The following is a 23,728-nucleotide window of genomic DNA, read 5'->3' as shown; positions in this document are numbered from 1 at the left end:
CGGCCCGCCGGCACCTCCCGGAGGCGCGTGACGGCGCCCCCTACCCGTCGTTAACCGAACGACAGGGATCCCATGGCGGACGACCGGCTGGGGGTAGCGGGCGATGGATCTGCGGCAGCACAGGCGCGCGGGCAGGACGGTCCTCGCGGTGGGCATCATGCTCGGCCTCGGCGGAGGTGCCGCCGGCTGTACCGGCAGCAGCGCCGCCGCCGACGACGTCAAGGGCGTGGACGACCCCGTCGCCGCCCTGCACCGGGCCGCCGACGCGTTGCGCGACGCGGGCACCTCCAAGGCCGGCACGTCGATGGAGATGGCCACGGGCGGCACCCGGGTCACCATCCGCGGCAAGGGCGTCTACGACTACCGGCACCGGCTCGGCCGGCTGACCGTCGTCCTGCCCGAGGACCCCACGGGGGCCTCCGAGTACCGGCCGATCACCGAGCTGCTCGCCCCGGGCGCCCTGTTCATGAAGAACCGGGGCGCGGGCGTGCCCGCCGACAAGTGGGTCCGGGTGGAGACCGCGACGCTGTCCGACGGCAACCTGGTCACGGGCGGCGCGACCGACCCGTACGTGGCGGCGGAGGTGCTGCGCGGGACGCGTACGGCGACCTACCTCGGCAGGACCGAGGTGGGCGGCACCGCGGTCCGGCACTTCCGGGGGACGGCGGATCTGAACCAGGCCGCGCGGTACGCCTCCGCCGAGGACCGGGCGCCCCTCGCGGCGGCGGCGAAGGGGTTCGCCATGGCCGAGGTGGTTTTCGACGCCTACCTGGACGACCAGGGCCGCGTCCGCAAGCTCAGGCAGCGCTTCAGCTTCGTCAACGGCCGCAGGAAGACCGCCGTGGCGGTCGCCTCCACCACCCTCCTGTACGGCTTCGGCGTCCCCGTGGACGTCAGGCTGCCGCGCCCGGGCGACATCTACGCGGGCCGGATCGCCGAGAACGAGCCACCCCACTAGTCCGGTGCGTCACCCCTGAAGTAGCCCGTCCGTGCCATGCGCGGTGTGTAGAGCCCTGCCTACCCTAGGAAGTCATGGCGGCGTAGAAGAGGTGAGGCGGGTGGCCCCGGTCGGCGGTACGGCGGTGCAGGACCACGTGGCCCTCGCCGAGATCGAGCTGTGCGGGGAGCTGATCATCGCGGCCTCCGCGGCCGAGGAGCGGCTCAGCCTGGAGAGCATCGACGAGGTGCTGCGGGTGGCCGAGGAACGCGCGTCGGCCCAGGTCTGAAGCGCCGGACGCCCAGCGGCACGGCTCAAGGACGCAGGCCGTGAGCGCGTGACCAGGGCGCAGGAGACGCACGCGTGCCCAGGGCGCAGAAGGCTGGCGGCTCGGGCGCGCGGCTCAGGTGCGCAGGAGGCGGCCGATCGCCTTCGTCGCCTCGTCCACCTTCGCGTCGATCTCGTCACCGCCCTTGACGGCCGCGTCCGCGACGCAGTGCCGCAGGTGCTCCTCCAGCAGCTGCAGCGCGAAGGACTGCAGGGCCTTGGTGGAAGCGGAGACCTGCGTCAGTATGTCGATGCAGTACGTGTCCTCCTCGACCATCCGCTGCAGACCGCGGATCTGGCCCTCGATCCGGCGCAGCCGCTTGAGGTGCTCGTCCTTCTGCTTGTGGTAGCCGTGCGTGGCGCCGGCCTCGGTCGTCGTCATCGCGGGCCTCCGTCTTCGGACAAGCTGCGGATACATACCCCTACAGGGTATATGGTAACGAATTTTGCCGGGTAGGGGCCCCCTGGGACGCCCCCGTGATGATCACTCTGCCTGATGGGCGACACTGGAGGACGGCCCGATAGCCGTGGCCGGATGATGCGCCTAGCATCAGCCTGACCGAAAACCGAAGCACCCCGAGGACCCCACGTGCGCTTTCGTCTGACCCCCAGGGAGACGAGCTTCTACGACATGTTCGCCGCCTCTGCGGACAACATCGTCACCGGCTCGAAGCTCCTGATGGAACTGCTCGGGGCGGACGCCTCCGGCCGGGCCGAGATCGCAGAGCGTATGCGGGCCGCGGAACACGCCGGTGACGACGCCACCCACGCGATCTTCCACCAGTTGAACTCCTCGTTCATCACGCCGTTCGACCGCGAGGACATCTACACCCTCGCCGGCTCCCTCGACGACATCATGGACTTCATGGAGGAGGCCGTCGACCTGGTCGTCCTCTACAACGTCGAGGAACTGCCGAAGGGCGTCGAGCAGCAGATCGAGGTGCTGGCCCGCGCCGCCGAGCTGACGGCCGAGGCCATGCCGAACCTCCGGACGCTGAACAACCTCACCGAGTACTGGATCGAGATCAACCGGCTGGAGAACCAGGCGGACCAGATCCACCGCAAGCTGCTCGCCCACCTCTTCAACGGCAAGTACGACGCGATCGAGGTGCTCAAGCTCAAGCAGATCGTGGACGTCCTGGAAGAGGCGGCGGACGCGTTCGAACACGTGGCGAACACGGTGGAGACCATCGCCGTCAAGGAGTCCTGAGGCGTCGATGGACACCTTCGCTCTGATCGTGACCATCGCGGTCGCGCTCTTCTTCACCTACACCAACGGTTTCCACGACTCCGCGAACGCGATCGCGACCTCGGTGTCGACGCGGGCGCTGACCCCGCGGGCCGCCCTCGCCATGGCGGCCGTGATGAACCTCGCCGGTGCCTTCTTCGGCTCCGGCGTCGCCAAGACGGTCAGCGAGGGCCTGATCGCGACGCCCCAGGGGGCGAAGGGGCTGGGCGTCCTCTTCGCCGCCCTGGTGGGCGCGATCGTCTGGAACCTCGTCACCTGGTACTTCGGCCTGCCCTCCTCGTCCTCCCACGCCCTGTTCGGCGGCATGGTGGGGGCGGCGCTGGCGGGCGGCACGGACGTGATCTGGAACGGCGTCCTCGACAAGATCGTCATCCCGATGTTCCTGTCGCCGGTCGTGGGCCTGATCGTCGGCTACCTGGTCATGACGGCGATCATGTGGCTGTTCCGCCGGTCCAACCCGCACAAGGCCAAGCGGGGATTCCGCATCGCGCAGACCGTCTCGGCGGCCGCGATGGCGCTCGGTCACGGTCTGCAGGACGCCCAGAAGACCATGGGTGTCGTGGTGCTGGCGCTGGTCATCTCCGGCCATGAGTCGTTCGGCGACCCGATCCCGATCTGGGTCAAGATCGTCTGTGCGGTGATGCTGTCCCTGGGCACGTACGCCGGTGGCTGGCGGATCATGCGCACCCTGGGCCGCAAGATCATCGAGCTGGACCCGCCGCAGGGGTTCGCGGCCGAGGCGACGGGCGCGTCGATCATGTTCACGACCGCGTTCCTCTTCAAGGCGCCGATCTCCACGACCCATGTCATCACCTCGGCGATCATGGGCGTGGGCGCGACCAAGCGCGTGAACGCCGTGCGCTGGGGCGTGGCGAAGAACATCGTCCTCGGCTGGTTCATCACGATGCCGGCGGCGGGACTGGTCGCGGCGGCGGCCTTCGGCCTGGTCAACCTGACGGTCCTGTAACCGCGCCCCGCCCCCTGCCCGGCCCGTAAGCCGGGTGAGACCGAGGCCCGTTCCCTCTCCCCGGCCCGCCCGCCGGGCGAGACAGAGCCCGCCCCCCTGCCCGGCCCGTCCGCCGCGCGAAACAGAGCCCGCCCCCTGCCCGGCCCGTCGCGCGGGCGCGGGGGTGGTGCGGGAAGCGGTGCAGGCGGGGGCGGGGCCGCCGGGCACACGCGTGGGCCCGCCCCCGGAGACCGGGGGCGGGCCCTTTGCGTCCTCGCGGTGGCACCGCCATGCAGCACCGCGAGGGGTTCGGCGAGGCCGCCCGGCCGGGCCGGAGCGGCGGTGCCCGTCAGCCGAAGCGGCCGGAGATGTAGTCCTCCGTGGCCTGGACGGACGGGTTGGAGAAGATCCGCTCGGTGTCGTCGATCTCGATCAGGCGCCCGGGCTGGCCGACGGCCGACAGGTTGAAGAACGCCGTACGGTCCGAGACGCGCGCCGCCTGCTGCATGTTGTGCGTCACGATGACGATCGTGAAACGCTCCTTCAGCTCGCCGATCAGGTCCTCGATGGCGAGGGTCGAGATCGGGTCCAGGGCGGAGCAGGGCTCGTCCATCAGCAGCACCTTCGGCTCGACCGCGATGGCGCGGGCGATGCACAGACGCTGCTGCTGACCACCGGAGAGGCCGGAGCCCGGCTTGTTCAGGCGGTCCTTGACCTCGTTCCAGAGGTTGGCGCCCCGGAGCGACTTCTCGACGACCTCGTTCAGCTCGCTCTTGCGGTAGCCGCCGTTCAGGCGCAGGCCGGCCGCCACGTTGTCGAAGATCGACATCGTCGGGAACGGGTTCGGCCGCTGGAACACCATGCCGATCTCGCGCCGCACCGACACCGGGTCGATGCCGGCGCCGTACAGGTCCTCGTCGTCGAGCAGCACCTTGCCCTCGACGCGGCCACCGGGGGTGACCTCGTGCATACGGTTCAGCGTCCGCAGGAACGTCGACTTGCCGCAGCCGGACGGCCCGATGAAAGCCGTCACCGAGCGCGGCTCGACCGTCATCGAGATGTCCTCGATCGCCTTGTGGGAGCCGTAGTAGGCGGTGAGACCGCTTACGTCGATTCGCTTGGCCATGTCTACTTCACTTCCAGAAAAGTCTTGATCAGTCGCCGGGGTTGGCCGCGACTCAGCGACCGGTCTTCGGGGCCTTCCAGCGGGCGATGCCGCGGGCCACGAGGTTCAGGATCATCACGAAGGCGATCAGCGTCAGCGAGGCCGCCCAGGCCCGGTCGTACGCCGCTCCGGAACCCGCGCTGTTCGCGAACTGCTGGTAGATGTACAGCGGCAGCGACGCCTGCGCCCCCTCGAAGGGGTTGTTGTTGATGAACGGGTTGCCGAACACCAGCAGCAGCACCGGCGCGGTCTCGCCCGCGATACGCGCCACGGCCAGCATGACACCGGTGGTGATGCCGCCGATGGAGGTCGGCAGGACCACCTTCAGGATGGTGCGCCACTTGGGCACGCCCAGCGCCAGGGAGGCCTCACGCAGCTCGTTCGGGACGAGCTTGAGCATCTCCTCGGTGGAGCGGACGACGACGGGCATCATCAGGATGGCCAGGGCCAGCGCGCCGGCGAAGCCGGAGTATCCCGTCTTCAGGATCAGCATCAGGCTGAGGATGAACAGACCCGCGACGATCGAGGGGATACCGGTCATCACGTCGACGAAGAACGTCACGGACCTGGCGAGCCGGCCGCGCCCGTACTCCACGAGGTAGATCGCGGTGAGCACGCCGATCGGGGCGCCGACGGCAGTGGCGAGGCCGACCTGCTCCAGGCTGCCGATGATGGCGTGGTAGATGCCGCCGCCGGGCTCGGTGTCGGCGACGACGCCCATCGAGTGGCTCAGGAAGTAGAGGTCCAGGACCTTCACACCGCGCGCGACGGTCACCCAGATCAGGGAGACCAGCGGAACCACGGCGATCAGGAAGGCGACCCAGACGAAGCTGGTCGCGACCCGGTCCTTGGCCTGGCGGGTGCCCTCGACGCGCGCGGCGACGGCGTACGTGCCGAGGACGAACAGCACGGCGGCGATCAGACCCCACTGGATCCTGCTGTCCAGACCGGCGGCCAGCGAGATCCCGATGCCGAGGGCGACGGAACCGGCGGCGATCGCCCACGGCGACCACCTCGGCAGGCTGGCGCCGCGCAGGGTGCTCGGGGCCTGGTCGGTCAGGCTTGCGGTGCTCATGCGTTGGCCCCCGAGTACTCCGCGCGGCGGGCGATGATCAGCCGGGCGGCGCCGTTGACCACCAGAGTGATGACGAACAGGACGAGGCCGGAGGCGATGAGCGCGTCACGGCCGAACTCGTCCGCCTCGCTGAACTTGCTGGCGATGTTCTGGGCGAAGGTGCCGCCGCCCGGGTTGAGCAGGCTCGCCTGGATGTCGAAGGACGGGGAGAGCACGGTGGCCACGGCCATCGTCTCGCCGAGCGCACGGCCGAGGCCGAGCATGGAGGCGGAGATCACGCCGGAGCGCCCGAAGGGCAGCACCGACATGCGGATGACCTCCCAGCGCGTGGCGCCGAGGGCGAGGGCCGCCTCCTCGTGCATCTGCGGGACCTGGCGGAAGACCTCGCGGCTCACGTTGGTGATGATCGGCAGGATCATGATCGCGAGCAGGATGCCGACGGTGAGCATCGAGCGGGGCGCACCCTGGTCCCAGGAGAAGACGCCGGTCCAGCCGAAGAAGTCGTTGAGCCAGCCGTAGAGGCCGTTCATGTGGGGCACGAGGACGAGGGCGCCCCACAGGCCGTACACGATGGACGGCACGGCGGCGAGCAGGTCGATCACGTACGCGACGGGGGCGGCCATGCGGCGCGGTGCGTAGTGCGTGATGAACAGCGCGATGGAGACCGCGATCGGGACCGCGATGACCATGGCGATCACCGAGGAGACGACCGTGCCGAAGGCCAGGACCGCGATGCCGAAGGTCGGCGGGATGAGGTTGGTGTTCCACTCGAAAGCGGTGAGGAAGTTGCCGTGGTCCTTGCTGATCGCGAGGGACGCGCGATAGGCGAGGAAGACCGCGATCGCGGCCATGATCAGCAGTAGCAGGATGCCCGAGCCACGGGACAGGCCCAGGAAGATGCGGTCGCCGGGGCGGCCTGCGCCGCGCTTGGCCGCGGTGGGCTGGTGTGGCGTGGGCGGAGGAGCGTCAGTCGTCGTCGATATGTCCATCGGGTTCTCCGGTCTGCGGAGCCGTGCCCGGTAGGGCGCAGGGCTCGTGGCGGCGGTGCACCGGACGGTGCGGCCCGGCCCCTGTCGGGACGGGCCGCACTCACGGATTCAGGTCAGCTCAGGCCGTCGATGGTGGAACGGACCTTGGTGACGATCTCGTCGGGCACGGGCGCATAGCCGATGCTCGGCAGGACCTTCTGGCCGTCCTCGCTGGCGATGTAGCGCAGGAAGGACTTGGTGGCCGCCAGGGTGTCGGACTTGTTGCCCTTGTCACAGACGATCTCGTAGGTGACCAGGGTGATCGGGTAGGCGCCCTCGGCCTTGGTCTTGTAGTCCAGCTTCAGGGCGAGGTCCTTGCCGGTGCCGACGACCTTCGCGGCGGCGATGTCGGCGGTGGCGCTCTGCGAGCTGGGCGCGACCGGCTTGCTGGCACCGGTGTCGACGGAGACGGCCTTGATGCCGTCCTTGACGTAGGACAGCTCGAAGTAGCCGATGGCGCCGGCGGTCTGCTTCACCTGCTGGGCCACACCCGCGGACTGCGGAGCGGACTGGCCGCCCTTGGCCTGCCAGGCCTTGCCGCCGGAGTACTTCCAGTCGCCCGGGGCGGTGGCGATCAGGTACTTGGTGAAGTTGTCCGTGGTGCCGGACTCGTCCGAGCGGTGGAACGCCTGGATCTTGAGGTCGGGGAGCTTCACGCCCTTGTTCAGCGCGGCGATCGCCGGGTCGTTCCACTTGGTGATCTTGCTGTCGAAGATCTTGGCGAGCGTCCGGGCGTCCAGGACCAGGTTGTCGACACCCGGGACGTTGTAACCGAGGGCGATCGGGCCGCCGACCATCGGGAGGTCGATGCCCTGGCCGCCCTTGCAGACCTTCTTGGAGGCGGTGACCTCTTCGGGCTTGAGCGCCGAGTCCGAGCCGGCGAAGGCGACCTGGCCCTGGGTGAACGCGGTCACACCGGCGCCGGAGCCGCCGCCCTTGTAGTTGATCTGCACGCCACAGGCCTGGGAGAAGTTCTTCACCCAGGCGTCGATCGCGTTCTTCTGCGCGGAGGAGCCGTCTGCGAGGAGCTGGCCCTTGGCGTCGTCACACTTGATCGCGCCCGCGCCGGCGACGGTGGACGGGTTGCCCGACGCCTTGCTTCCGCCACCGTTGTCGTCGGAGCCGCACGCCGTCAGGGCCAGGGCGCCGGAGACGGCGATCGCACCGAGGGTGACGGCGCGCAGCCGGTTCTTGCGCTGAAGCTTCACTTTCGGGGGTTCCTTCCAGGAGCCGCCGCGTCGGCGGCGTGCGAGCTAGTGAGTGCGTGAGCGCATCCATCGCCGCGCTCCGCACCTGGTACGGCCGAAATTAGGCAGAACAGGTGAAGCCGCCGATGGTCGGAAGTGAACGCAGGGTGAACCCCTGCCGTCGGCCTGATGAGGTCACGGAATGCTTACGGGGAGAGCACGCAGAGGTTCCGACGAACGGGCCACCCGGACGCGCTTTCGACGCTCGTCACCCGTTCGGCGGAACCCCGAAGGACACGGCGTCGTCTCGTTCCACGGAGAGCCGAGGAAAGGCGACGGACATGGAACGGCGTACGTTCATCTCGGGCGGCGCGGCCGCCCTGGCGACGACCGCACTGACCGCGTGCGGTACGGGCGGCGGTCCCGCGGCGGCGCACACCGGTGCGGCGCCGCGCTCATCGTCCCTCACCTCGCTGAAGACCACCAGCGCGGCCGCCGCGGCGAACTGGGCGGCCCTCGCCCGCGACCTGGACGGCTCCCTGCTGCGCCCCGGAGACACCTCCTGGACGACGGCCCACCAGCTGTACAACACCCGCTTCGACGGCCTCAGGCCCGCCGCGGTGGCCTACGCCGCGCACACCGCCGACATCCGTACCACCCTGGCGTACGCCCGCGCGCACGGTATCCGGGTGTCGATACGCAACGGCGGCCACTCCTACGCCGGCTACTCCTCCGGCGACAACCGCCTGATCATCGACGTGTCCAGGCTGAACCGGATCCGGGTGAGCGGCGGGCAGGCGGTCGTGGGCGCCGGCTCCAAGCTGATCGACGTCTACCGGGCGCTGGCCGCCAAGGGCGTGACCATACCCGCGGGCTCCTGCCCCACCGTCGGCGTCTCCGGCCTGGTGCTCGGCGGCGGCCACGGCGTCGTCTCCCGCGCCTACGGCCTGACCTGCGACAACCTCACCCAGGCCACCCTGATCACGGCCGACGGCACCCAGGTGACCGCCGACGCGAGTCACCACTCCGACCTGTTCTGGGCGCTGCGCGGCGCCGGCAACGGCAACTTCGGCGTCGTCACCGAACTGCACTTCAGGACCCATCCGGCGCCCCAGGCCGTGACCGCCTACCTGACCTGGCCCTGGTCCAGGGCCGCCCAGGTGCTCAAGGCCTGGCAGGAGTGGGGCCCGAGCCAGCCCGACGAGATCTGGTCCTCGCTCCACCTGGCCTGCTCACCGGGCCGCACCCCGACCATCTCGGTCTCCTGCTTCTCCCTCGGCACCTACGGCGAACTGCAGAACGCCGTTGACCGCCTGGCCCACAAGGCCGGCGCGAACGCCTCCTCGGTCTCCCTGCACCGCCGCGGCTACGAGGACGCGATGGAGATCTACGCCGGCTGCTCCTCCTTCTCCACCGACGCCCAGTGCCATCTGCCCGGGTCCACCCCGGGCCGCTCGGCGCAGGGCAGGCTGGGCCGCGAGACCTACGCGGCGCGCTCGGACTTCTTCGACCGCTCACTGTCCGCCGCGGGCATCCAGACGGTGCTGAAGCAGATCGGCGCGGTGCGCGGCGGCGCCGGCAGCATCGCGTTCACGGCGCTCGGCGGCGCCGTCAACCGGGTCTCCCCGACCGCGACCGCGTTCGTCCACCGCCGCTCCCGGATGCTGACCCAGTACATCGCCTCGTGGGGCGCGGGCGCCTCCGGCGGCACCGCCCAGTCCTGGCTCACCTCGGCCCACAACGCCATGAAGCCGTACGCCTCCGGTGCCGCCTACCAGAACTACACGGACCCGACGCTGACGAACTGGCGCACGGCGTACTACGGGGACGCGGCGGCCCGGCTGGCCGAGGTGAAGAAGCAGTACGACCCGCAGCGCTTCTTCTCCTACGCACAGGGGCTGTAGCGCTCCCTACGCCGCGAGGTCGCGTTCCTCGGTCTCGAGGGACGTGCGGGCGCCGGGCAGCAGGGAGTCCGGCCGGTCGGCCGCCACCGGCCGGCGCCGCACGAGCCGGCCGGCCCGCGGCGAACGCTCCACGGCCCGCAGCAGCGGGGTGAGCAGCGCCATGGCCGGCGGGGACAGCAGCAGCACGACCGCGGTGCCCAGCGCGAAGCCGCCGACGACGTCCGTGGGGTAGTGCACGCCCATGTAGACCCGGCAGAAGCCCTCCAGCAGGGCCAGGCCGATGCCGGCGAGGCCGAACTTCCGGTGGGCGACGAAGAGTCCGACGCCCAGCGCCATGGTGATGGTGGCGTGGTCGCTGACGAAGGAGAAGTCGCTCTTGCCGGAGACCAGGACGTCCAGGCCCTGGTGGTCGACGAAGGGGCGGGGCCGTTCGACGAAGCCCCTTATCGGGACGTTCACCAGGACCGCGAGACCGGCCGCGAGCGGCGCCCACACCAGCGCGGCCACCGAGGGCGCCGCGTCCTCGCCGCCCCGGCGCCGCACGGACCACCAGCACCACAGGATCAGCAGCACCATCGCGAGCAGCAGGCCGTACTCGCCCACGAACTCCATGCCCCGGTCGAACCAGTGCGGGGCGTCCTTGGCCAGGCCGTTGATGTCGTAGAGCAGGTCGACGTCGGGGTTCGATCCGGATTCGGCGAGTACAGCCATGGTGCTGTGGCCCCTTCGTCGTCTTCCCGGACGCACTGCGCGTGCGTCGCTGCCGCCCCCCGTGGTGCGTAGATCCGCTTCCGCTGCACTGTCCGACGTCCGCTCGGCTACGTCAACAGGAACGCACAGCCACCGTCAATACGTTCCACTCTCCACTGAATGATCACGCAGACGTTATCGAAGAGAAATCCATCAGCGCAGCTCAGGGGGCAGGTTCACGCTTGGTTCAGATGGTTGTGGGGAGTGCTTTCGCGCCATCTTCCGTCACCCGGGTGGCCCCGAAGTAGTCGGGGGTGTCGATCGGGTCGAACCGGATCACGGCACCCGTCCGCGGGGCGTCGATCATGTACCCGCCGCCGACGTACATGCCCACGTGCCGGATGGCCCGCGAGTCGGTGAGGTCGTCGGAGAAGAACACCAGGTCCCCGGGGAGCAGTTGGTCCCGCGAGGGGTGCGGCCCCGCGTTGTACTGGTCGTTGGCCACCCGGGGCAGGGTGATGCCCACCGTCTCGTACGCGGCCTTGGTCAGCCCCGAGCAGTCGAAGCGTCCGCCCTGGTCAGCGGTGCCGTTGCCGCCCCACAGGTAGGGGGTGCCGAGCTTGCTCTGGGCGAACCCGATGGCGGCCGCCGCCTGCCGGGTGGGGTCGATCCGGCTGACCGGAGCGGCGAAGCTCTTCTCCAGGCTGCGGATCCGCTGGACGTAGTTCCGCGTCTCGCTGATGGACGGGACCCCGCCCGCCCTTATGACCCGGTAGGCGCCCGCGTTGTAGGCGGCCAGCATGTTGTCGGAGGTGTTCCCGGGCACGTCCTTCACGTACTTGGCGAGCTCGCAGTCGTACGAGGCGGCCGATGGAATCGCGTCATTCGGGTCCCAGATGTCGCGCCTGCCGTCGCCGTTGCCGTCGATGCCGTGCGTCGCCCAGGTGCTCGGGATGAACTGCGCGATGCCGCGTGCGTCGGCCGGGCTGACGACGGTCGGGTTCCAGCCGCTCTCCTGGTACAGCTGCGCGGCGAGCAACGCGGGGCTGAGCGCCGGGCACAGGTTCCCCCACCGCTGCACGAGCTGGTGGTAGGCGGCCGGCACCGCTCCCTGGGCGAGCCCGCGGCCGCCCGCGGTCACCCCGTTGACCAGGTTGCCGGCGACGACGTACACCCCGACGACGAGCAGCATGACGAAGCCCATGCCGAGCCCGACCGCCGCCCCACCGAACACCCATACCTTGCGCACGGTTCAACTTTGCCCCATGCGGGCGCGGTTCAAGGCCATTGCGGAGCGAAGTGGCGTCATTTAGCCGACCGGGACCGGACATGACGCCGTCTCAGGGGCCGTCCGCCGCCTCCCGGTACAGCCGGGCCGCCTCGCTCCCCAGCACCACGCTGTAGGAGACGTCGGCGGTGGCGCCGCCCTGCTCGTGGCCGCCGAGGACGCCGACGACCTGGCCGTCGCCGTTCACCCAGGGGCTGCCGCTGGTGCCGCTGGTGAACTCGGGGCAGTCGATGCGCTGCTGGGTGCGGCTGTGCGATGTCGGCCTGTTGGTGCAGCGGACGGGGACCTCGCGGTCGTCCGGGTAGCCGGTGACGGTCACCGCGGTGGCACCGGTGGCCACCCCGGTCGCGAACCGCTCGGCCCCGACGACCTCCTCGACGGGCCGCCCGTCCGGGCCGGCGACCGTGGCGAAGGCGAGGTCGCTGTCCTCGTCCCGGTCCTGGCCCTCGGCCCACCCGGCGGGCAGGAAGCGCCTCGTGACCCTCCACACCCCGTACGGCGCCCGTCCGTCGCGGTAGCCCGGCACGAACAGCAGGTCGCCGCCGGCACCGGCCACGCAGTGCGCGGCGGTGACGATGAGATCGCCCCGGCGGCTGTGCACCACCGAGGCGGTGCAGAAGTGACCGCCGGCCAGGCTGTCCTCGCGGTCGGCCCCGAAGAGCGCGCCGACCCGCACGGCATGCCGGTTCGCCACGGCGTCGGCGGTCACCCCGAGGGGACCCGGTCCGTCGGAGGCGGCGGCCACGGACGCCGAGGTCAGGGCGAGCATCACCACGGCCCCGAGCAGCGCGGGTCGCGAGGTGGCCGGTCCGCTTGAGATGCGTGAGGTGCGCTTCATCAGGCCCCACTCTTTCCCGCAAAGGTGAGAAACCCGCTCCGACTTCACTGAGATTTTCCTGTGGACCACCACTGGTCCGCCACCGCAGCGGCCGAACGCGTGTCCCGGCACCCGGAATCGCCACACGGTGTCACCGCCCCACCGTCACGGCGCGGGCGTTGCCACACCTGGCGTCACGGCAGCCGGTGTCACGGCAGCCGGTGTCGCCACACCTAGCGTCACGGCAGCCGACGTCGCCACACCTGCGTCACGGCAGCCGGTGTCACGGCGCGCGGGTCGCCACGCCCGGCGTCGTCACGCCCGGCGTCGTCACGCCCGGTCTCGCCACCCCTGGCGTCACGGCGCGGGCGTCGCCACACCCGGCGTCACCCCGCCCGGCAACACCGCCCCCACCATCACGGCGCGGGCGTCGTCACGCCCGGCGTCGCCACACCCGGTCTCGCCACCCCTGGCGTCACGGCGCGGGCGTCGTCACGCCCGGCGTCGCCACACCCGGTCTCGCCACCCCTGGCGTCACGGCGCGGGCGTCGCCACACCCGGCGCGGCACCCGGCGTCACGGCAGCCGGTGTCACCGCTCCCGGCGTCGCCGCCTGGGGCGCCGGCAGGCTCCACTCGATGCCCGTCAGCTCCTCCGACAGCGTCCACAGGCGCCGGGCCGCCTCCGGGTCGCTCGCCGCCGCGCTGCGGCCGACCAGGGCCGGGGAGCCGCGCATCTCGCCTAGGCCGTCGGGGCCGACGTAGGCCGCCCCGGGCAGGTCCTGGGTCGCCGCGTAGAGCGTGGGCAGGGCGCCGGCCCCCTCGTCCTGGGCGAAGAGCTTGTTGCCGGCCACCATGAAGGCCCTGACCAGCGGGTTCGCCGTACCTCTCTGCAGATTGGTGGCCGCGTAGCCGGGGTGGGCCGCCAGAGCCCGCACGGACGAGCCCACCCCGGCGAGCCGGCGCTGGAGTTCCAGGGTGAACAGCAGGTTGGCCAGCTTGGACTGGGCGTAGGCGCGGGTCGGGGAGTAGCGCCCGGTCAGGTTGACGTCGGCGAAGTGGATCACCCCGTCGCCGGCGCGGTGGAGACCGGAGGAGACCGTCACCACGCGATCGGTCACCCGGGGCAGCAGCAGGTTGGTCAGCGCGAAGTGCCCCAGGTGGTTGGTGCCGAACTGCATCTCGAAGCCCTGCTTCGTGCGCTGCTCGGGCAGCATCATCACGCCCGCGTTGTTGATCAGCACATCCAGCGGTCCCTCCCAGCCGGCGGCGAACTCGCGCACCGAGTCCAGGTCCGCCAGGTCCAGCCGGCGCACCTCGGTGCTGCCGGCGACCCGGGCCGCCGCGGCGGCGCCCCGCTTCGGATCCCGCACCGCGAACACCACGTGCGCCCCGGCCCCGGCCAGCGCCCGGGCGGCGGCGAACCCGATGCCGCTGTTGGCGCCGGTGATCACGGCCGTACGGCCGGTCAGGTCGGTCAGGTGGGTCGCGTTCCACTTGTCGCGCTCGCCGCGCGCTGCGGTCGTGTCAGCCATGCGCGCCAATGTAGGCATCGGCAACAATGCTGTCAACGACAACAATGATGTCGCCGCCAACAAAGCTGACGTCGACAACATGGAGATACGATGGCCCGCATGCCCACGAGCCGCCCCTACCACCACGGAGACCTGCGCGCCGCCCTCCTCAAGAGTGCCGAGCGCACGCTGCGCGACAAGGGCATCGGCGCACTCTCACTGCGCGAACTGGCGCGCGACCTCGGCGTGAGCCACGCCGCACCGGGCCGGCACTTCAAGGACAAGCAGGCCCTGATCGACGCCCTGGCGCTCGACGGGTACGAGCGCATGAACCACGCCCTGACCATCGCCGCCGAACCCCGGCACCAGTCCTTCGAGGAACGCATGACGGCGCTCGCCCGCGCCTACCTCGGCTTCGCCGTCGACAACCCCGAACTCCTCGAGCTGATGTTCGCGCGCAAGCACGACCCGGACAGCTCCGCCCAGCTCGCGACGGCGGTCGACCAGTCCCTCGGCTCCATCACCCGCCTGATCTCGGACGCCCAGGAGCGCGGCGAGATCGTCCGGGGCGACCCCGAGCGCATCACCACCGTCGCCGCCGCGAGCCTGCACGGCCTGGCCGCCCTCATCGCCAGTTGCGCCCTCGACGCGGAGGAGGCCCTGGCCGGCCTGGACGAACACGTCCACCTGCTGCTGCACGGCCTCAAGCCCCGCTGACGGCGGCTCACCGCACCCGCACGCCTGGCCCGTTCCCCACTCCACCGCCCGTGAGAACATCGTCTCGACGCCTCACCCGACCGGCCGTCAGAACCAGCGCCCGGCCATAAGAGGGGTCAACGACAGAACCACACGACAGGTTCCGGTCGGACCTCGTTGCCCGGGGTTACCTGCCGTGATACACAGAGTGACCGAACGCGCCATTCGTACGAAACCCGCCAGTCAATGACGTCAAGTCGACATACGTTGGCGACGTTGTCGGCGACAATGAGGCCTGACCTCTGCACTCCGCAGGGGCGCTCGCGGAACTACCCACCAGGGGCGGTGACTTACATGCTCTTTGCGGCCGACAAGGGAGACATCAACACCATCATCGGCGGGATCGCTCCGGACTGGGGCCCCTTCGGCAGCCTGGGCAACGAGGCCAAGGTGATGATCGAGGTGGTCATGGCCGTGGCCATCCTCCTCTGCCTCGGCATCGCGGTATGGGGTGCGGCCAAACAGCGGATCGGCGCGACGGCCCTGCGTGACACGTTCAGCGCGGAACAGGGCAAGGGGCTCATCATCGCCGGCCTCACCGGCGTCTTCATCATCGGCTCCCTCGGCACCCTGTTCACCATCGTGTACGGCATGGCGGTCTGACGCACCTTCCGCTCCCCTCCTCCCCACCCACCCGTCGTGCCCACCGGCTGAGGTTGCGTTTCCCTGATGTCGAGTCACCACACCGCGCCCGCGCGGCAACCAGCACGGCTACCGTCGTACGTCTACGAGGTGGAGGGGGCGGACGCGGCATGAGTCCCGGAGACGAGCAGGGCTACACCGACTACGGCGACACGGGCCACACCAGAACCCGCCTGCCCGAGGGCGACCCCTACGGCGGCGCCCCCCGCCGCCCCGCCCGCCGCTCCTCCCCCCGAAGCCTGGTCACGGTGGTCGGCGTCGTCGTCCTCCTCATCGCCGCCATCGCGTTGGCAAACAGAAACACCGACAAACCGGCCGACCGCGCCACGACCAAGGGCTCCCAGCCCCAGACCTCACCAACAGCACCGTCCGGCACCCGCCCGGTGGGGACGAAGTCCACCGGGGTGCCGATCGGTTTCGCCCAGACCGCGCAGGGAGCGCAGTCGGCAGCCTCCAACTACGCTGTGGCACTGGGTTCGACGAGCATGTTCCAGAAAGACAGCCGCCACGCACTGCTGAGCCTTCTTTACACCTCAGAAGCCGCGGCTCGTCTCCAGGGAGCAATGGACCAGGCCTACTCGGCCGAGTTCCTCGCCACGATGGGCCTCGACACCTCGGGCAACCCACCGAGCGGCAGTACGTTCGTCTCCCGGGTGACCCCGGTCGGCACGACCGTGCTGCAGTACACGGACAGCAGGGCCAAGATCGCAGTCTGGTACGTAGGTCTCATCGGCATGGCCGGCAACACATCGACCGACCCCGTCACCTCCTCGTGGAAGACATGGACGTTCGACCTGACGTGGTCGGACGGCGATTGGAAGATCGTCTCCGATACGCAGAAGGACGGCCCCGCCCCGGTGCCCGGTGACGACAAGGCCGCCACCTCCGACGAGATCAACAAGGCCATCGAAGGGTACGGAGGGTTCACGTATGCCCGGTAGCTCCCAACGTGCGCTCAGGCTCGCCGGAGTGGTGGCCTCCGTACAGGCCACGGCCGTGCTGCTCGCCACCCGCGCCTTCGCCGCCCCTTCGCCCACACCCACGCCTTCCGGCAGCCCGTCAGCCTCACCGTCGACAGGCAAGTACAACTGCGGCGTCATCTCCGGCGAGGCCAAGAAGTACTGCGAGCGCGGCAACACCAGCCGGTCCGGCGGTGCCGTGGTCCCGGACACCTCCACCCTCGACCCACTGTCCTCTCTGGCCAAGGGCTGTGCCGAGGCCGCCGCGTGGACGGTGGACAAGCTGAGCAAGGCCGTGAAGGAGACCGCCAACGTCGACTTCACCAATGCCAAGTTCCTCCAGCAGTACGCCGTCGTGTTCGCCGCCTCCACGATCCTGACCCTGCTGCTGTGGCTGCTGGCCGTCGCCAAGCGAGCCGTTCGCGGTGTGCCCCTCACCACCGCCATCTCCGAAGCCGTCGGCTTCCTCTGGCTCACCGTGCTGGCCTCCGCCTTCACCCCCCTGATCCTCTACACGGTCGTCTCGGCCACCGACGGCGTCACGGACGTCCTCGCGAAAGCCACCGGCGACCAGACCGACACCTTCTTCGGCACCTTCTCCGGCGCCCTCGGCAAGGGCACCGACATCGGCGGCGGACCGATCATGCTGATCGTCGTCTCCCTGGTCAGCATCCTCGCCGCCGGCATCCTCTGGCTGGAGCTCGTCATCCGCGCCGCCCTGCTCTACGTCGGCGCCCTCCTCGGCACCGTCGTCTACGCCGGACTCGTCGACAAGAACCTGTGGGGCCACGTACGCCGCTGGGCGGGGATCATGATCGCCGTCATCCTCGTCAAACCGGTCATCGTGATCGTGCTCGGCCTCGCCGGCGCCCTGTCCGGCGACAGCGGCCCCGACGCCTTCTCCGCCGTCGTCTCCGGCCTCGCCATCATCCTGCTCGCCATCTTCGCCAGCGCCATGATCTACCGCTTCGTCCCCGGCTTCGGCGACGAACTCGCCGGTTCCCGCAGCAACCGCATCATGCAGGGCGCCGAGGGCAAGGCCGCCGCCGTCATCAGCTCCCCCGCCACCCTCGTCGCCCAGGGCATCAAGACCCACAGCACCCGCGCCGACAACAACACCGGCGGCGGCCAGAGCAGCACGCCCCGCCCGGCCAACCCCGTCACCGGCGGCGTCGCCGCCCACAGCGGCCGCACCCCCGCCGGGGGCGGCGGAGCCGTCCCCTCCGCCGCACCCGCACCCCGCACGGCCAGCCCGATCAACACCCCGCACGCCGGCAACACCCGCAACAACCGCCCTGGAGGTGAAGGGCGTTGACGACCGAGTCCCACCTGTCCCATCCGGTCACGCCCCGCCGTACGTATCTGATCGGCCGCGCCCGGCCGAACGCGATCGTCGGCCGCAACCGCGAATCCGGCGAGATCGCCCTGATCATCGCCGGCGCGTTCCTCGGCATGATGTGCGGCCTCCTCGTCCCGGTCCTGTCCCTGCGCATCGTGCTGCTGACGGGCTTCCCGCTGCTCGCGCTCGCCGCGGTCTACGTGCCGTACAAGCGCCGCACCTTCTACCGGTGGTTCGAGATCAACCGCAGCTACAAGCGCACCCTCAAGCGCGGCGCCGGCTACCGGTCGAACGTCATGGAGGCCGGCACCCGGATCGACGGCCGGGAGGTCGAGATCGGACCGCCCCCGGGCATCGGCCGCATCAACTGGCTCGCCGCCCCCTTCGGCCCCGACGAGATCGCCGTACTGCTGCACGCCGACCGCAAGACCGTCACCGCCGCCATCGAGATCGAGGGCCCCGGCGTCGGCCTGCGCGACTCCGAGGACCAGGAAGCCCTCGTCGACCGCTTCGGCACCCTCCTCAAGCACGTGGCCAACGGCGACGGCTTCGTCACCCGGCTGCAGATGCTCGCCCGCACCCTGCCCGCCGACCCCGACGCACACGCCAAGGACGTCGGCCTGCGCGGCGACGACCGCGCCCCCGACTGGCTGCAGCAGTCCTACGACCAGCTGCAGTCCATGGTCTCCACCAGCAGCGAGCAGCACCGCGCCTACCTCGTCGCCTGCATGCACTACAACCGCGAACTGGCCGCCGAGGCGCAGGCCATGGCCCGCGCCGTGCGCGCGCACGGCGGCAAGGTCGACCGGGACGCCGGACTCGCCGTCGTGATGGCCCGCGAGCTGACCGACATCTGCTCACGGCTCCAGGAGGCCGACATCCGCGTACGCCAGCCGCTCGGCCAGGGGCGGCTGGCCTCACTGGTCCACTCCATGTACGACCCGGACCACCCCATCGACCACATCCAGGCGATGACCAAGCGCAACGCCTGGCCGGCCGAGCTGGACGCCACGGAGCCCACCTACCTCCAGGCCAAGACCCGCGAGTCCAGCACCCGCGCCCCCTGGTGCCACGCCACGGCCTGGGTGAAGGAATGGCCCATGACCCCGGTGGGGGTGAACTTCCTCGCCCCGCTCCTCGTCCACACGCCCGACGTCATCCGAACGGTCGCCGTGACGATGGATCTCGAGCCCACCGAGGTAGCCATCGAACGCATGCTGACCGAGAAGACCAACGACGAGGCCGAGGCCTCCCGCGCCGCCAAGATGAACCGGACCGTGGACCCGCGCGACATCGCCGCCCACAACCGGCTCGACCAGCGGGGCGAAGACCTCGCCAGCGGCGCGGCGGGCGTCAACCTCGTCGGCTACATCACCGTCTCGTCCCGCTCCCCCGAGGCCCTCGCCCGCGACAAGCGCACGATAAGGGCCTCCGCCGGCAAGTCGTACCTCAAGCTGGAGTGGTGCGATCGCGAGCACCACCGCGCCTTCGTGAACACACTTCCCTTCGCCACCGGCATCCGACGGTAGGGGCTGATTCACCGATGCGGGATCCGCTGTCCGTCCTCACAGAGGCCTTCACCTCCTTCCTCTTCGGGAAGGTGGAGACGACCCGGCTGCCGGTGCGCACCTCCACGGGCCAGGCCCAGGCCGTCTACCTGCCCACCGCCGCGCCGGGCCTCGGCGACTCCGGCGTCATCATCGGCCGCGAGGTCTACTCCGGAAAGGGCTACATCTACGACCCCTTCCAGCTCTACGGCCAGCAGCTCCCGGCCCCCCACTGGCTCGTCCTCGGCGAGTCCGGCAACGGCAAGTCGGCGCTGGAGAAGACGTACGTGCTGCGCCAGCTGCGGTTCAAGGACCGCCAGGTCGTCGTCCTGGACGCGCAGGGCGAGGACGGCGTCGGCGAGTGGAACCTGATCGCCGAGGAGCTGGGGATAACCCCCATCCGGCTCGACCCCACGGCCGCCCTGAACCACGGGATCCGGCTCAATCCGCTGGACCCCGCGATCACCACCACCGGCCAGCTCGCCCTGCTCCGGACCATCATCGAGGTGGCCATGGGCCACGGCCTCGACGAGCGCTCCGGCTTCGCCCTGAAGGTCGCCCACTCCTTCGTCAACGAGACGATCGTCGACCGCCAGCCCGTCCTCACCGACATCGTCGAGCAGCTACGGCACCCCGAGCCGGAGTCGGCCGAGGCGATGAACGTCGCCATAGACGACGTACGGGCCTGGGGACTCGACGTCGCCCTGGTGCTGGACCGGCTGGTCGACGGTGACCTGCGCGGCATGTTCGACGGCCCCACCACGGTCGGCATCGACCTGGACGCCCCGCTCATCGTCTTCGACCTGTCCCACATCGACCGCAACTCGATCGCCATGCCCATCCTCATGGCGATCGTCGGCGTGTGGCTGGAGCACACCTGGATCCGCCCCGACCGCAAGAAGCGCATCTTCCTGGTCGAAGAGGCCTGGCACATCATCAACAGCCCGTTCGTCGCCCAGCTCTTCCAGCGGCTGCTGAAGTTCGGGCGCCGGCTGGGCCTGTCCTTCGTCGCCGTCGTCCACCACCTGTCCGACGTGGTGGACGGTGCGGCGGCGAAGGAGGCCGCGGCGATCCTGAAAATGGCGTCGACCCGGACCATCTACGCCCAGAAGGCGGACGAGGCGCGGGCCACGGGCCGGGTGCTCGGCCTGCCCAGATGGGCGGTCGAGATCATCCCGACCCTCACCCCCGGCATCGCCGTCTGGGACGTCAACGGCAACGTCCAGGTGGTCAAACACCTGATCACCGAGACGGAACGCCCGCTGGTCTTCACCGACCGCGCGATGACCGAGTCCTCCGCCGAACTCGCGGCCGACGACGCCCTGCGCGCCGCCGAGCTGGAGGCCGAGCAACGGGCGGCGGCCTTCGTGGAGCAGCACCTGGGCGACTCCGAGTCGACGGTGGCGTAGGGGGACAGCGGTGGGACCGTACGCTCACGATCGCCGTGCCGACCGGCGGGAGGGCCAGGGCGGTGTTCCCGACGGCCTCCTGGTCGGGATACTGGCCTTCCTCCTCGGCATGACCCTGATGGTGTGGACGGCAACGGGCCTGGCCGCCCTTTTCGCGCACGGCAGCCTGCCCGACTCCGTCACGTTCACCCGCACGCCCTCGGCCATGCGCCACCTCATCGGCCGGCCGCACGACATCGCCGGCGCCTGGCCGGACACCCCGGCGTCCCAGCTGTCCGGCTGGGGGCTGTTCTGGGGCCTGTTCATCGGCCAGCTGATGATCCTGCTCGTCCTGACCCTGTTCGCGATGGGGGCACTGGCCCGGTGGCGCGCGGGCAAGGCCAGGCGCCGGACGGAGCGGGAGCGGACACCGGCACCGCCGCCCACGGCACCGGTCCGGCACCACGAGGTCCCTGTACCGCGCACGGAACCGGCTCTGGAGCCCAGGGCGCCGGCCGTGGAGCCGACAGCGGGGATCCCTGTGGAATCCCCGACACCGGCCTACGAACCGGCGCCACCGGCCCCCCTGGAAACCACCGCACCGGCCCTCGAGCCGACGGCACCGGCCCCTCTGGAGCCCACGGCACCGACCCTGCAACCGACGACGGCATCCCTGCCGCTGGAATCCGCCGCGCCGGCCCTCGAACCGACGACAGCGCTTCCCCTGGAACCCGCGGCACCGGTCCGGGAACGCATGGCACCGGCCCTGAACCCCGAGCCCGCGCTGCGCTACGGACCACCCGCGGCCCGCCGTTCCGCCGCGGCCCAGGCGATCCAGGACGCACAGGGCCCGGCCCTGGTGGTCACCTCGAACCCGGCCGTCTGGCAGGACACCAAGGACGCGAGGGCCAAGCTCGGCCCCACCCTCCTCTACGACCCGACCCATCTCTGCGACACCCCGGCCCGCCTCCACTGGTCCCCCACCAGCGGCTGCGAGGACAAGCAGACGGCCCTGCGCAGAGCGGCGGCCCTGCTCGCCCCCGTACAGCCCACCGCCAGGATCGACCAGGCGGTGGCCGACACGGCGACCACCCTGCTGCGCAGCTACCTCCACGCCGCGGCGCTGGACAACCGCACCGTCCGCCACGTCCACCGCTGGTCCCAGGGCACCCAGGTCCAGGACGCCGTACGCACCCTCCGCACGCACCATAAGGCCGCTCCCGGCGCCGCGGGAGAACTCGAGGCCGCGCTCACCGCGCACCCGGAACGACGTGACATGGCCCACGAGCTGACCAGCAGAGCGCTGTCCGCCCTGTCCACGGTCAACATCCGCGAGGCCTGCAACGCGAACCGAACCGATGCGCTCACCTTGGATTCCTTCGTCCACGAAGGGGGCACGCTTTATGTGGTCGGTGAATCCATCGAGGACCCCCGGAGCAACCCCGGCGCGATGCCGCTCCTGACGGCCCTCGTCTCCAGCGTGGTCGAGCACGGCCGGCGCATGGCCGAACGGTCATCCTCCGGTCGGCTCGACCCACCACTCACCCTGGTGCTGGACGACATCGCGGCCGTCGCCCCCTTCCCCGAGCTGCCGCAGCTCCTCACCACCGGCACCGCCCAGGGCCTGCCCGCCCTCGCCCTGCTCCGCTCCTGCGAACAGGCCCGCTCCCGCTGGCCACACCAGCACCTACCGGCCTGACGCCGCCGGGCCGGCCGCCACCGAACGAGCGACTACCGGTCCAGCGGCTCCAGAACCGCCAGCCACCGGTTGGGCGACCACCGGTCCAGCGGCTCAAGAGCCGGCAACCATCGGTCGAGCGACTGGAGACCCGTCGGCTCCAGGACCGGCGACCACCGAACGAGCGGCGGCCACCGGTCCAGCCGACGTCGTCTGGCGGCGGCGCCCGGAGCTACCGCTCCAGGACGAACTCCCGCTCCCGCTCCGCCACGTTCTTCGTGAACGACACCACCAGCCCGCTCGGCTCGAACCCGAGCTTGCGATACGCCCCCTGCGCCCGCGCGTTGTCCGCGTGCACGAAGAGCCGTACCCGCTCGGCGCCCTGCTTCCACGCCCAGCTCACACCGGCGTCGAACAGGGCCTTGATGAGTCCGTTCCCCCGGTGCTCGGGCCGCACGAACACGCCGACCACATGGCCCTGCCGGCGCTCGACCGGATGACCCGCCCAGTCCTTCGTCCCGGCCTCCTCGATGAGCACGGTGACGGTACCGGCCCACGTCCCGTCCGGCGCCTCGGCGATGATCTGACGCGCCGACTCCGAGCTCTCCCCGGATCCGATGGCCCGTTGCTGCCAGAACGTGTCCGGCTTCGCCACCGCGTCGTCGTACGTCTCCAGGAACGCGAGATGGGCGACCGGATCCCGCAAGGCGTCGAGGCGCAGGCGTCTCACTGCGGTCCAGTCGTCGGGACGGATCGCACGGACGACGTAGTCATCGCTGGCCGAGGTACTCATGCGGCCACGGTAGCCCGCACCCCCCGGTTGGATCACCCGTATATACGGGCCACTTGATACGGGTCACCTGTCAGTGGCGGGTCGTACCGTGCGGCCCGTGACCACACTTCCCGATCGCCCGGACGCCGCCCGGCCGCCGGGGCAGGACGCCTGAATACGGCGGACATTTCCTTCTGAACGCAGAAAACCCCCGCATCTTTCGATGCGGGGGTCTCCCTCAAATTTTGTTCGGCGGTGTCCTACTCTCCCACAGGGTCCCCCCTGCAGTACCATCGGCGCTGTAAGGCTTAGCTTCCGGGTTCGGAATGTAACCGGGCGTTTCCCTCACGCTATGACCACCGAAACACTATGAAACTGAACGCCGCACCACGCGTGGCAACGTGGGGCTATTCGTGGTTTCAGAACCAACACAGTGGACGCGAGCAACTGAGGACAAGCCCTCGGCCTATTAGTACCAGTCAACTCCACCGGTTACCCGGCTTCCATATCTGGCCTATCAAC

Annotated in this window: 22 protein-coding genes and 1 rRNA gene; 12 read left to right on the top strand and 11 right to left on the bottom strand. The window is 70.3% G+C overall.

Going from position 1 to position 23,728, the window contains the following annotated elements; genetic code table 11:
• Positions 1-103: 103 nt before the first annotated feature.
• On the top strand, positions 104-958 hold the full coding sequence (locus tag ABVB68_RS00115) for an SCO4651 family lipoprotein (RefSeq protein ID WP_353598717.1): 855 nt from the start codon (positions 104-106) through the stop codon (positions 956-958).
• A 100-nt stretch (positions 959-1,058) separates the two neighbouring features.
• A complete protein-coding gene (locus ABVB68_RS00110) occupies positions 1,059-1,226 on the top strand; it encodes a hypothetical protein (protein WP_353599155.1) in 168 nt (55 codons plus the stop codon).
• A gap of 114 nt (positions 1,227-1,340) precedes the next feature.
• On the opposite strand, the gene ABVB68_RS00105 is transcribed toward ABVB68_RS00110, so the two are convergent.
• Positions 1,341-1,646 carry a metal-sensitive transcriptional regulator gene (locus ABVB68_RS00105; protein ID WP_353598716.1) on the bottom strand — a complete coding sequence of 102 codons (306 nt, stop codon included), beginning with the start codon at positions 1,644-1,646 and terminating at the stop codon, positions 1,341-1,343.
• Between the two features lie 207 nt (positions 1,647-1,853).
• Between ABVB68_RS00105 and ABVB68_RS00100 the strand changes: the two genes are divergently transcribed.
• Positions 1,854-2,474 (top strand): DUF47 domain-containing protein, encoded by a 621-nt coding sequence (locus tag ABVB68_RS00100; RefSeq protein ID WP_353598715.1) that lies wholly within the window; start codon positions 1,854-1,856, stop codon positions 2,472-2,474.
• 7 nt (positions 2,475-2,481) lie between these two features.
• Entirely contained in the window at positions 2,482-3,480 is a 999-nt protein-coding gene (locus tag ABVB68_RS00095) for an inorganic phosphate transporter (RefSeq protein WP_353598714.1), read from the top strand.
• Positions 3,481-3,808: 328 nt separating this feature from the next.
• On the opposite strand, the gene pstB is transcribed toward ABVB68_RS00095, so the two are convergent.
• The 4 genes from pstB to pstS all read right to left on the bottom strand — a co-directional run bounded on the left by pstB (position 3,809) and on the right by pstS (position 7,935).
• Entirely contained in the window at positions 3,809-4,585 is a 777-nt protein-coding gene (gene pstB / locus ABVB68_RS00090; RefSeq protein WP_353598713.1) for a phosphate ABC transporter ATP-binding protein PstB, read from the bottom strand.
• A 52-nt stretch (positions 4,586-4,637) separates the two neighbouring features.
• A complete protein-coding gene (pstA, locus tag ABVB68_RS00085; protein ID WP_353598712.1) occupies positions 4,638-5,699 on the bottom strand; it encodes a phosphate ABC transporter permease PstA in 1,062 nt (353 codons plus the stop codon).
• Complete coding sequence (gene pstC / locus ABVB68_RS00080; protein WP_353598711.1) at positions 5,696-6,688, bottom strand: phosphate ABC transporter permease subunit PstC; 993 nt, start codon at positions 6,686-6,688, stop codon at positions 5,696-5,698. Before pstC ends, pstA begins: the two co-directional genes overlap by 4 nt.
• Positions 6,689-6,801: 113 nt before the next feature.
• Positions 6,802-7,935: a phosphate ABC transporter substrate-binding protein PstS gene (gene pstS / locus ABVB68_RS00075; protein WP_353598710.1), complete on the bottom strand. Its 1,134-nt coding sequence runs from the start codon at positions 7,933-7,935 to the stop codon at positions 6,802-6,804.
• Between the two features lie 320 nt (positions 7,936-8,255).
• On the opposite strand from pstS, the gene ABVB68_RS00070 reads away from it, so the two are divergent.
• Positions 8,256-9,818, top strand: coding sequence for an FAD-binding oxidoreductase (locus ABVB68_RS00070; RefSeq protein WP_353598709.1), 1,563 nt, complete (start codon positions 8,256-8,258; stop codon positions 9,816-9,818).
• Between the two features lie 6 nt (positions 9,819-9,824).
• Here the strand turns inward: ABVB68_RS00070 and ABVB68_RS00065 are convergent, their stop codons facing one another.
• The 4 genes from ABVB68_RS00065 to ABVB68_RS00050 form a co-directional block, all read right to left on the bottom strand.
• Positions 9,825-10,529, bottom strand: coding sequence for a phosphatase PAP2 family protein (locus ABVB68_RS00065; protein WP_353598708.1), 705 nt, complete (start codon positions 10,527-10,529; stop codon positions 9,825-9,827).
• 226 nt (positions 10,530-10,755) lie between these two features.
• A complete protein-coding gene (locus ABVB68_RS00060) occupies positions 10,756-11,757 on the bottom strand; it encodes a C40 family peptidase (protein ID WP_353598707.1) in 1,002 nt (333 codons plus the stop codon).
• 91 nt (positions 11,758-11,848) lie between these two features.
• Positions 11,849-12,634 (bottom strand): trypsin-like serine peptidase, encoded by a 786-nt coding sequence (locus ABVB68_RS00055; protein ID WP_353598706.1) that lies wholly within the window; start codon positions 12,632-12,634, stop codon positions 11,849-11,851.
• A gap of 513 nt (positions 12,635-13,147) precedes the next feature.
• On the bottom strand, positions 13,148-14,146 hold the full coding sequence (locus tag ABVB68_RS00050) for an oxidoreductase (protein ID WP_353598705.1): 999 nt from the start codon (positions 14,144-14,146) through the stop codon (positions 13,148-13,150).
• A gap of 90 nt (positions 14,147-14,236) precedes the next feature.
• On the opposite strand from ABVB68_RS00050, the gene ABVB68_RS00045 reads away from it, so the two are divergent.
• From ABVB68_RS00045 to ABVB68_RS00015, 7 genes are all read left to right on the top strand, one after another.
• Positions 14,237-14,842, top strand: coding sequence for a TetR/AcrR family transcriptional regulator (locus ABVB68_RS00045; protein ID WP_353598704.1), 606 nt, complete (start codon positions 14,237-14,239; stop codon positions 14,840-14,842).
• Between the two features lie 333 nt (positions 14,843-15,175).
• Positions 15,176-15,484, top strand: a complete 309-nt coding sequence (locus ABVB68_RS00040) for a DUF8827 family protein (protein ID WP_014673544.1) — start codon at positions 15,176-15,178, stop codon at positions 15,482-15,484.
• Positions 15,485-15,633: 149 nt separating this feature from the next.
• Positions 15,634-16,464, top strand: a complete 831-nt coding sequence (locus tag ABVB68_RS00035; protein ID WP_353598703.1) for a DUF8175 domain-containg protein — start codon at positions 15,634-15,636, stop codon at positions 16,462-16,464.
• On the top strand, positions 16,454-17,797 hold the full coding sequence (locus ABVB68_RS00030) for a hypothetical protein (protein WP_353598702.1): 1,344 nt from the start codon (positions 16,454-16,456) through the stop codon (positions 17,795-17,797). Before ABVB68_RS00035 ends, ABVB68_RS00030 begins: the two co-directional genes overlap by 11 nt.
• Positions 17,794-19,350, top strand: coding sequence for an SCO6880 family protein (locus tag ABVB68_RS00025; RefSeq protein WP_353598701.1), 1,557 nt, complete (start codon positions 17,794-17,796; stop codon positions 19,348-19,350). The genes ABVB68_RS00030 and ABVB68_RS00025 overlap by 4 nt, the downstream gene beginning before the upstream one ends.
• Before the next feature lie 14 nt (positions 19,351-19,364).
• Entirely contained in the window at positions 19,365-20,777 is a 1,413-nt protein-coding gene (locus tag ABVB68_RS00020) for an ATP-binding protein (protein ID WP_353598700.1), read from the top strand.
• Positions 20,778-20,886: 109 nt separating this feature from the next.
• Complete coding sequence (locus tag ABVB68_RS00015; protein ID WP_353599127.1) at positions 20,887-22,455, top strand: type VI secretion protein; 1,569 nt, start codon at positions 20,887-20,889, stop codon at positions 22,453-22,455.
• 211 nt (positions 22,456-22,666) lie between these two features.
• Here ABVB68_RS00015 and ABVB68_RS00010 read toward each other — a convergent pair whose 3' ends face one another.
• Complete coding sequence (locus ABVB68_RS00010; protein WP_353598699.1) at positions 22,667-23,227, bottom strand: GNAT family N-acetyltransferase; 561 nt, start codon at positions 23,225-23,227, stop codon at positions 22,667-22,669.
• A 226-nt stretch (positions 23,228-23,453) separates the two neighbouring features.
• Positions 23,454-23,570: ribosomal RNA gene (gene rrf / locus ABVB68_RS00005) — 5S ribosomal RNA — on the bottom strand.
• Positions 23,571-23,728 lie beyond the last annotated feature (158 nt).

Source organism: Streptomyces sp. NPDC096012 (assembly GCF_040426375.1).
Classification (GTDB): Bacteria; Actinomycetota; Actinomycetes; order Streptomycetales; family Streptomycetaceae; genus Streptomyces.
The sequence above is the reverse complement of the archived record's forward strand: the minus strand, read 5'-3'. Positions and strand labels throughout refer to the sequence as shown.

Coding starts and splice junctions, on each gene's coding strand:
- ABVB68_RS00065 (WP_353598708.1), bottom strand. CDS start 10,529: ATGGCTGTACTCGCCGAATCCGGATCGAACCCCGACGTCGACCTGCTC.
- ABVB68_RS00105 (WP_353598716.1), bottom strand. CDS start 1,646: ATGACGACGACCGAGGCCGGCGCCACGCACGGCTACCACAAGCAGAAG.
- ABVB68_RS00050 (WP_353598705.1), bottom strand. CDS start 14,146: ATGGCTGACACGACCGCAGCGCGCGGCGAGCGCGACAAGTGGAACGCG.
- ABVB68_RS00055 (WP_353598706.1), bottom strand. CDS start 12,634: ATGAAGCGCACCTCACGCATCTCAAGCGGACCGGCCACCTCGCGACCC.
- ABVB68_RS00015 (WP_353599127.1), top strand. CDS start 20,887: ATGACCCTGATGGTGTGGACGGCAACGGGCCTGGCCGCCCTTTTCGCG.
- ABVB68_RS00040 (WP_014673544.1), top strand. CDS start 15,176: ATGCTCTTTGCGGCCGACAAGGGAGACATCAACACCATCATCGGCGGG.
- ABVB68_RS00095 (WP_353598714.1), top strand. CDS start 2,482: ATGGACACCTTCGCTCTGATCGTGACCATCGCGGTCGCGCTCTTCTTC.
- ABVB68_RS00070 (WP_353598709.1), top strand. CDS start 8,256: ATGGAACGGCGTACGTTCATCTCGGGCGGCGCGGCCGCCCTGGCGACG.
- pstB (WP_353598713.1), bottom strand. CDS start 4,585: ATGGCCAAGCGAATCGACGTAAGCGGTCTCACCGCCTACTACGGCTCC.
- pstA (WP_353598712.1), bottom strand. CDS start 5,699: ATGAGCACCGCAAGCCTGACCGACCAGGCCCCGAGCACCCTGCGCGGC.
- ABVB68_RS00035 (WP_353598703.1), top strand. CDS start 15,634: ATGAGTCCCGGAGACGAGCAGGGCTACACCGACTACGGCGACACGGGC.
- ABVB68_RS00030 (WP_353598702.1), top strand. CDS start 16,454: ATGCCCGGTAGCTCCCAACGTGCGCTCAGGCTCGCCGGAGTGGTGGCC.
- ABVB68_RS00020 (WP_353598700.1), top strand. CDS start 19,365: ATGCGGGATCCGCTGTCCGTCCTCACAGAGGCCTTCACCTCCTTCCTC.
- ABVB68_RS00045 (WP_353598704.1), top strand. CDS start 14,237: ATGGCCCGCATGCCCACGAGCCGCCCCTACCACCACGGAGACCTGCGC.
- ABVB68_RS00010 (WP_353598699.1), bottom strand. CDS start 23,227: ATGAGTACCTCGGCCAGCGATGACTACGTCGTCCGTGCGATCCGTCCC.
- pstC (WP_353598711.1), bottom strand. CDS start 6,688: ATGGACATATCGACGACGACTGACGCTCCTCCGCCCACGCCACACCAG.
- ABVB68_RS00115 (WP_353598717.1), top strand. CDS start 104: ATGGATCTGCGGCAGCACAGGCGCGCGGGCAGGACGGTCCTCGCGGTG.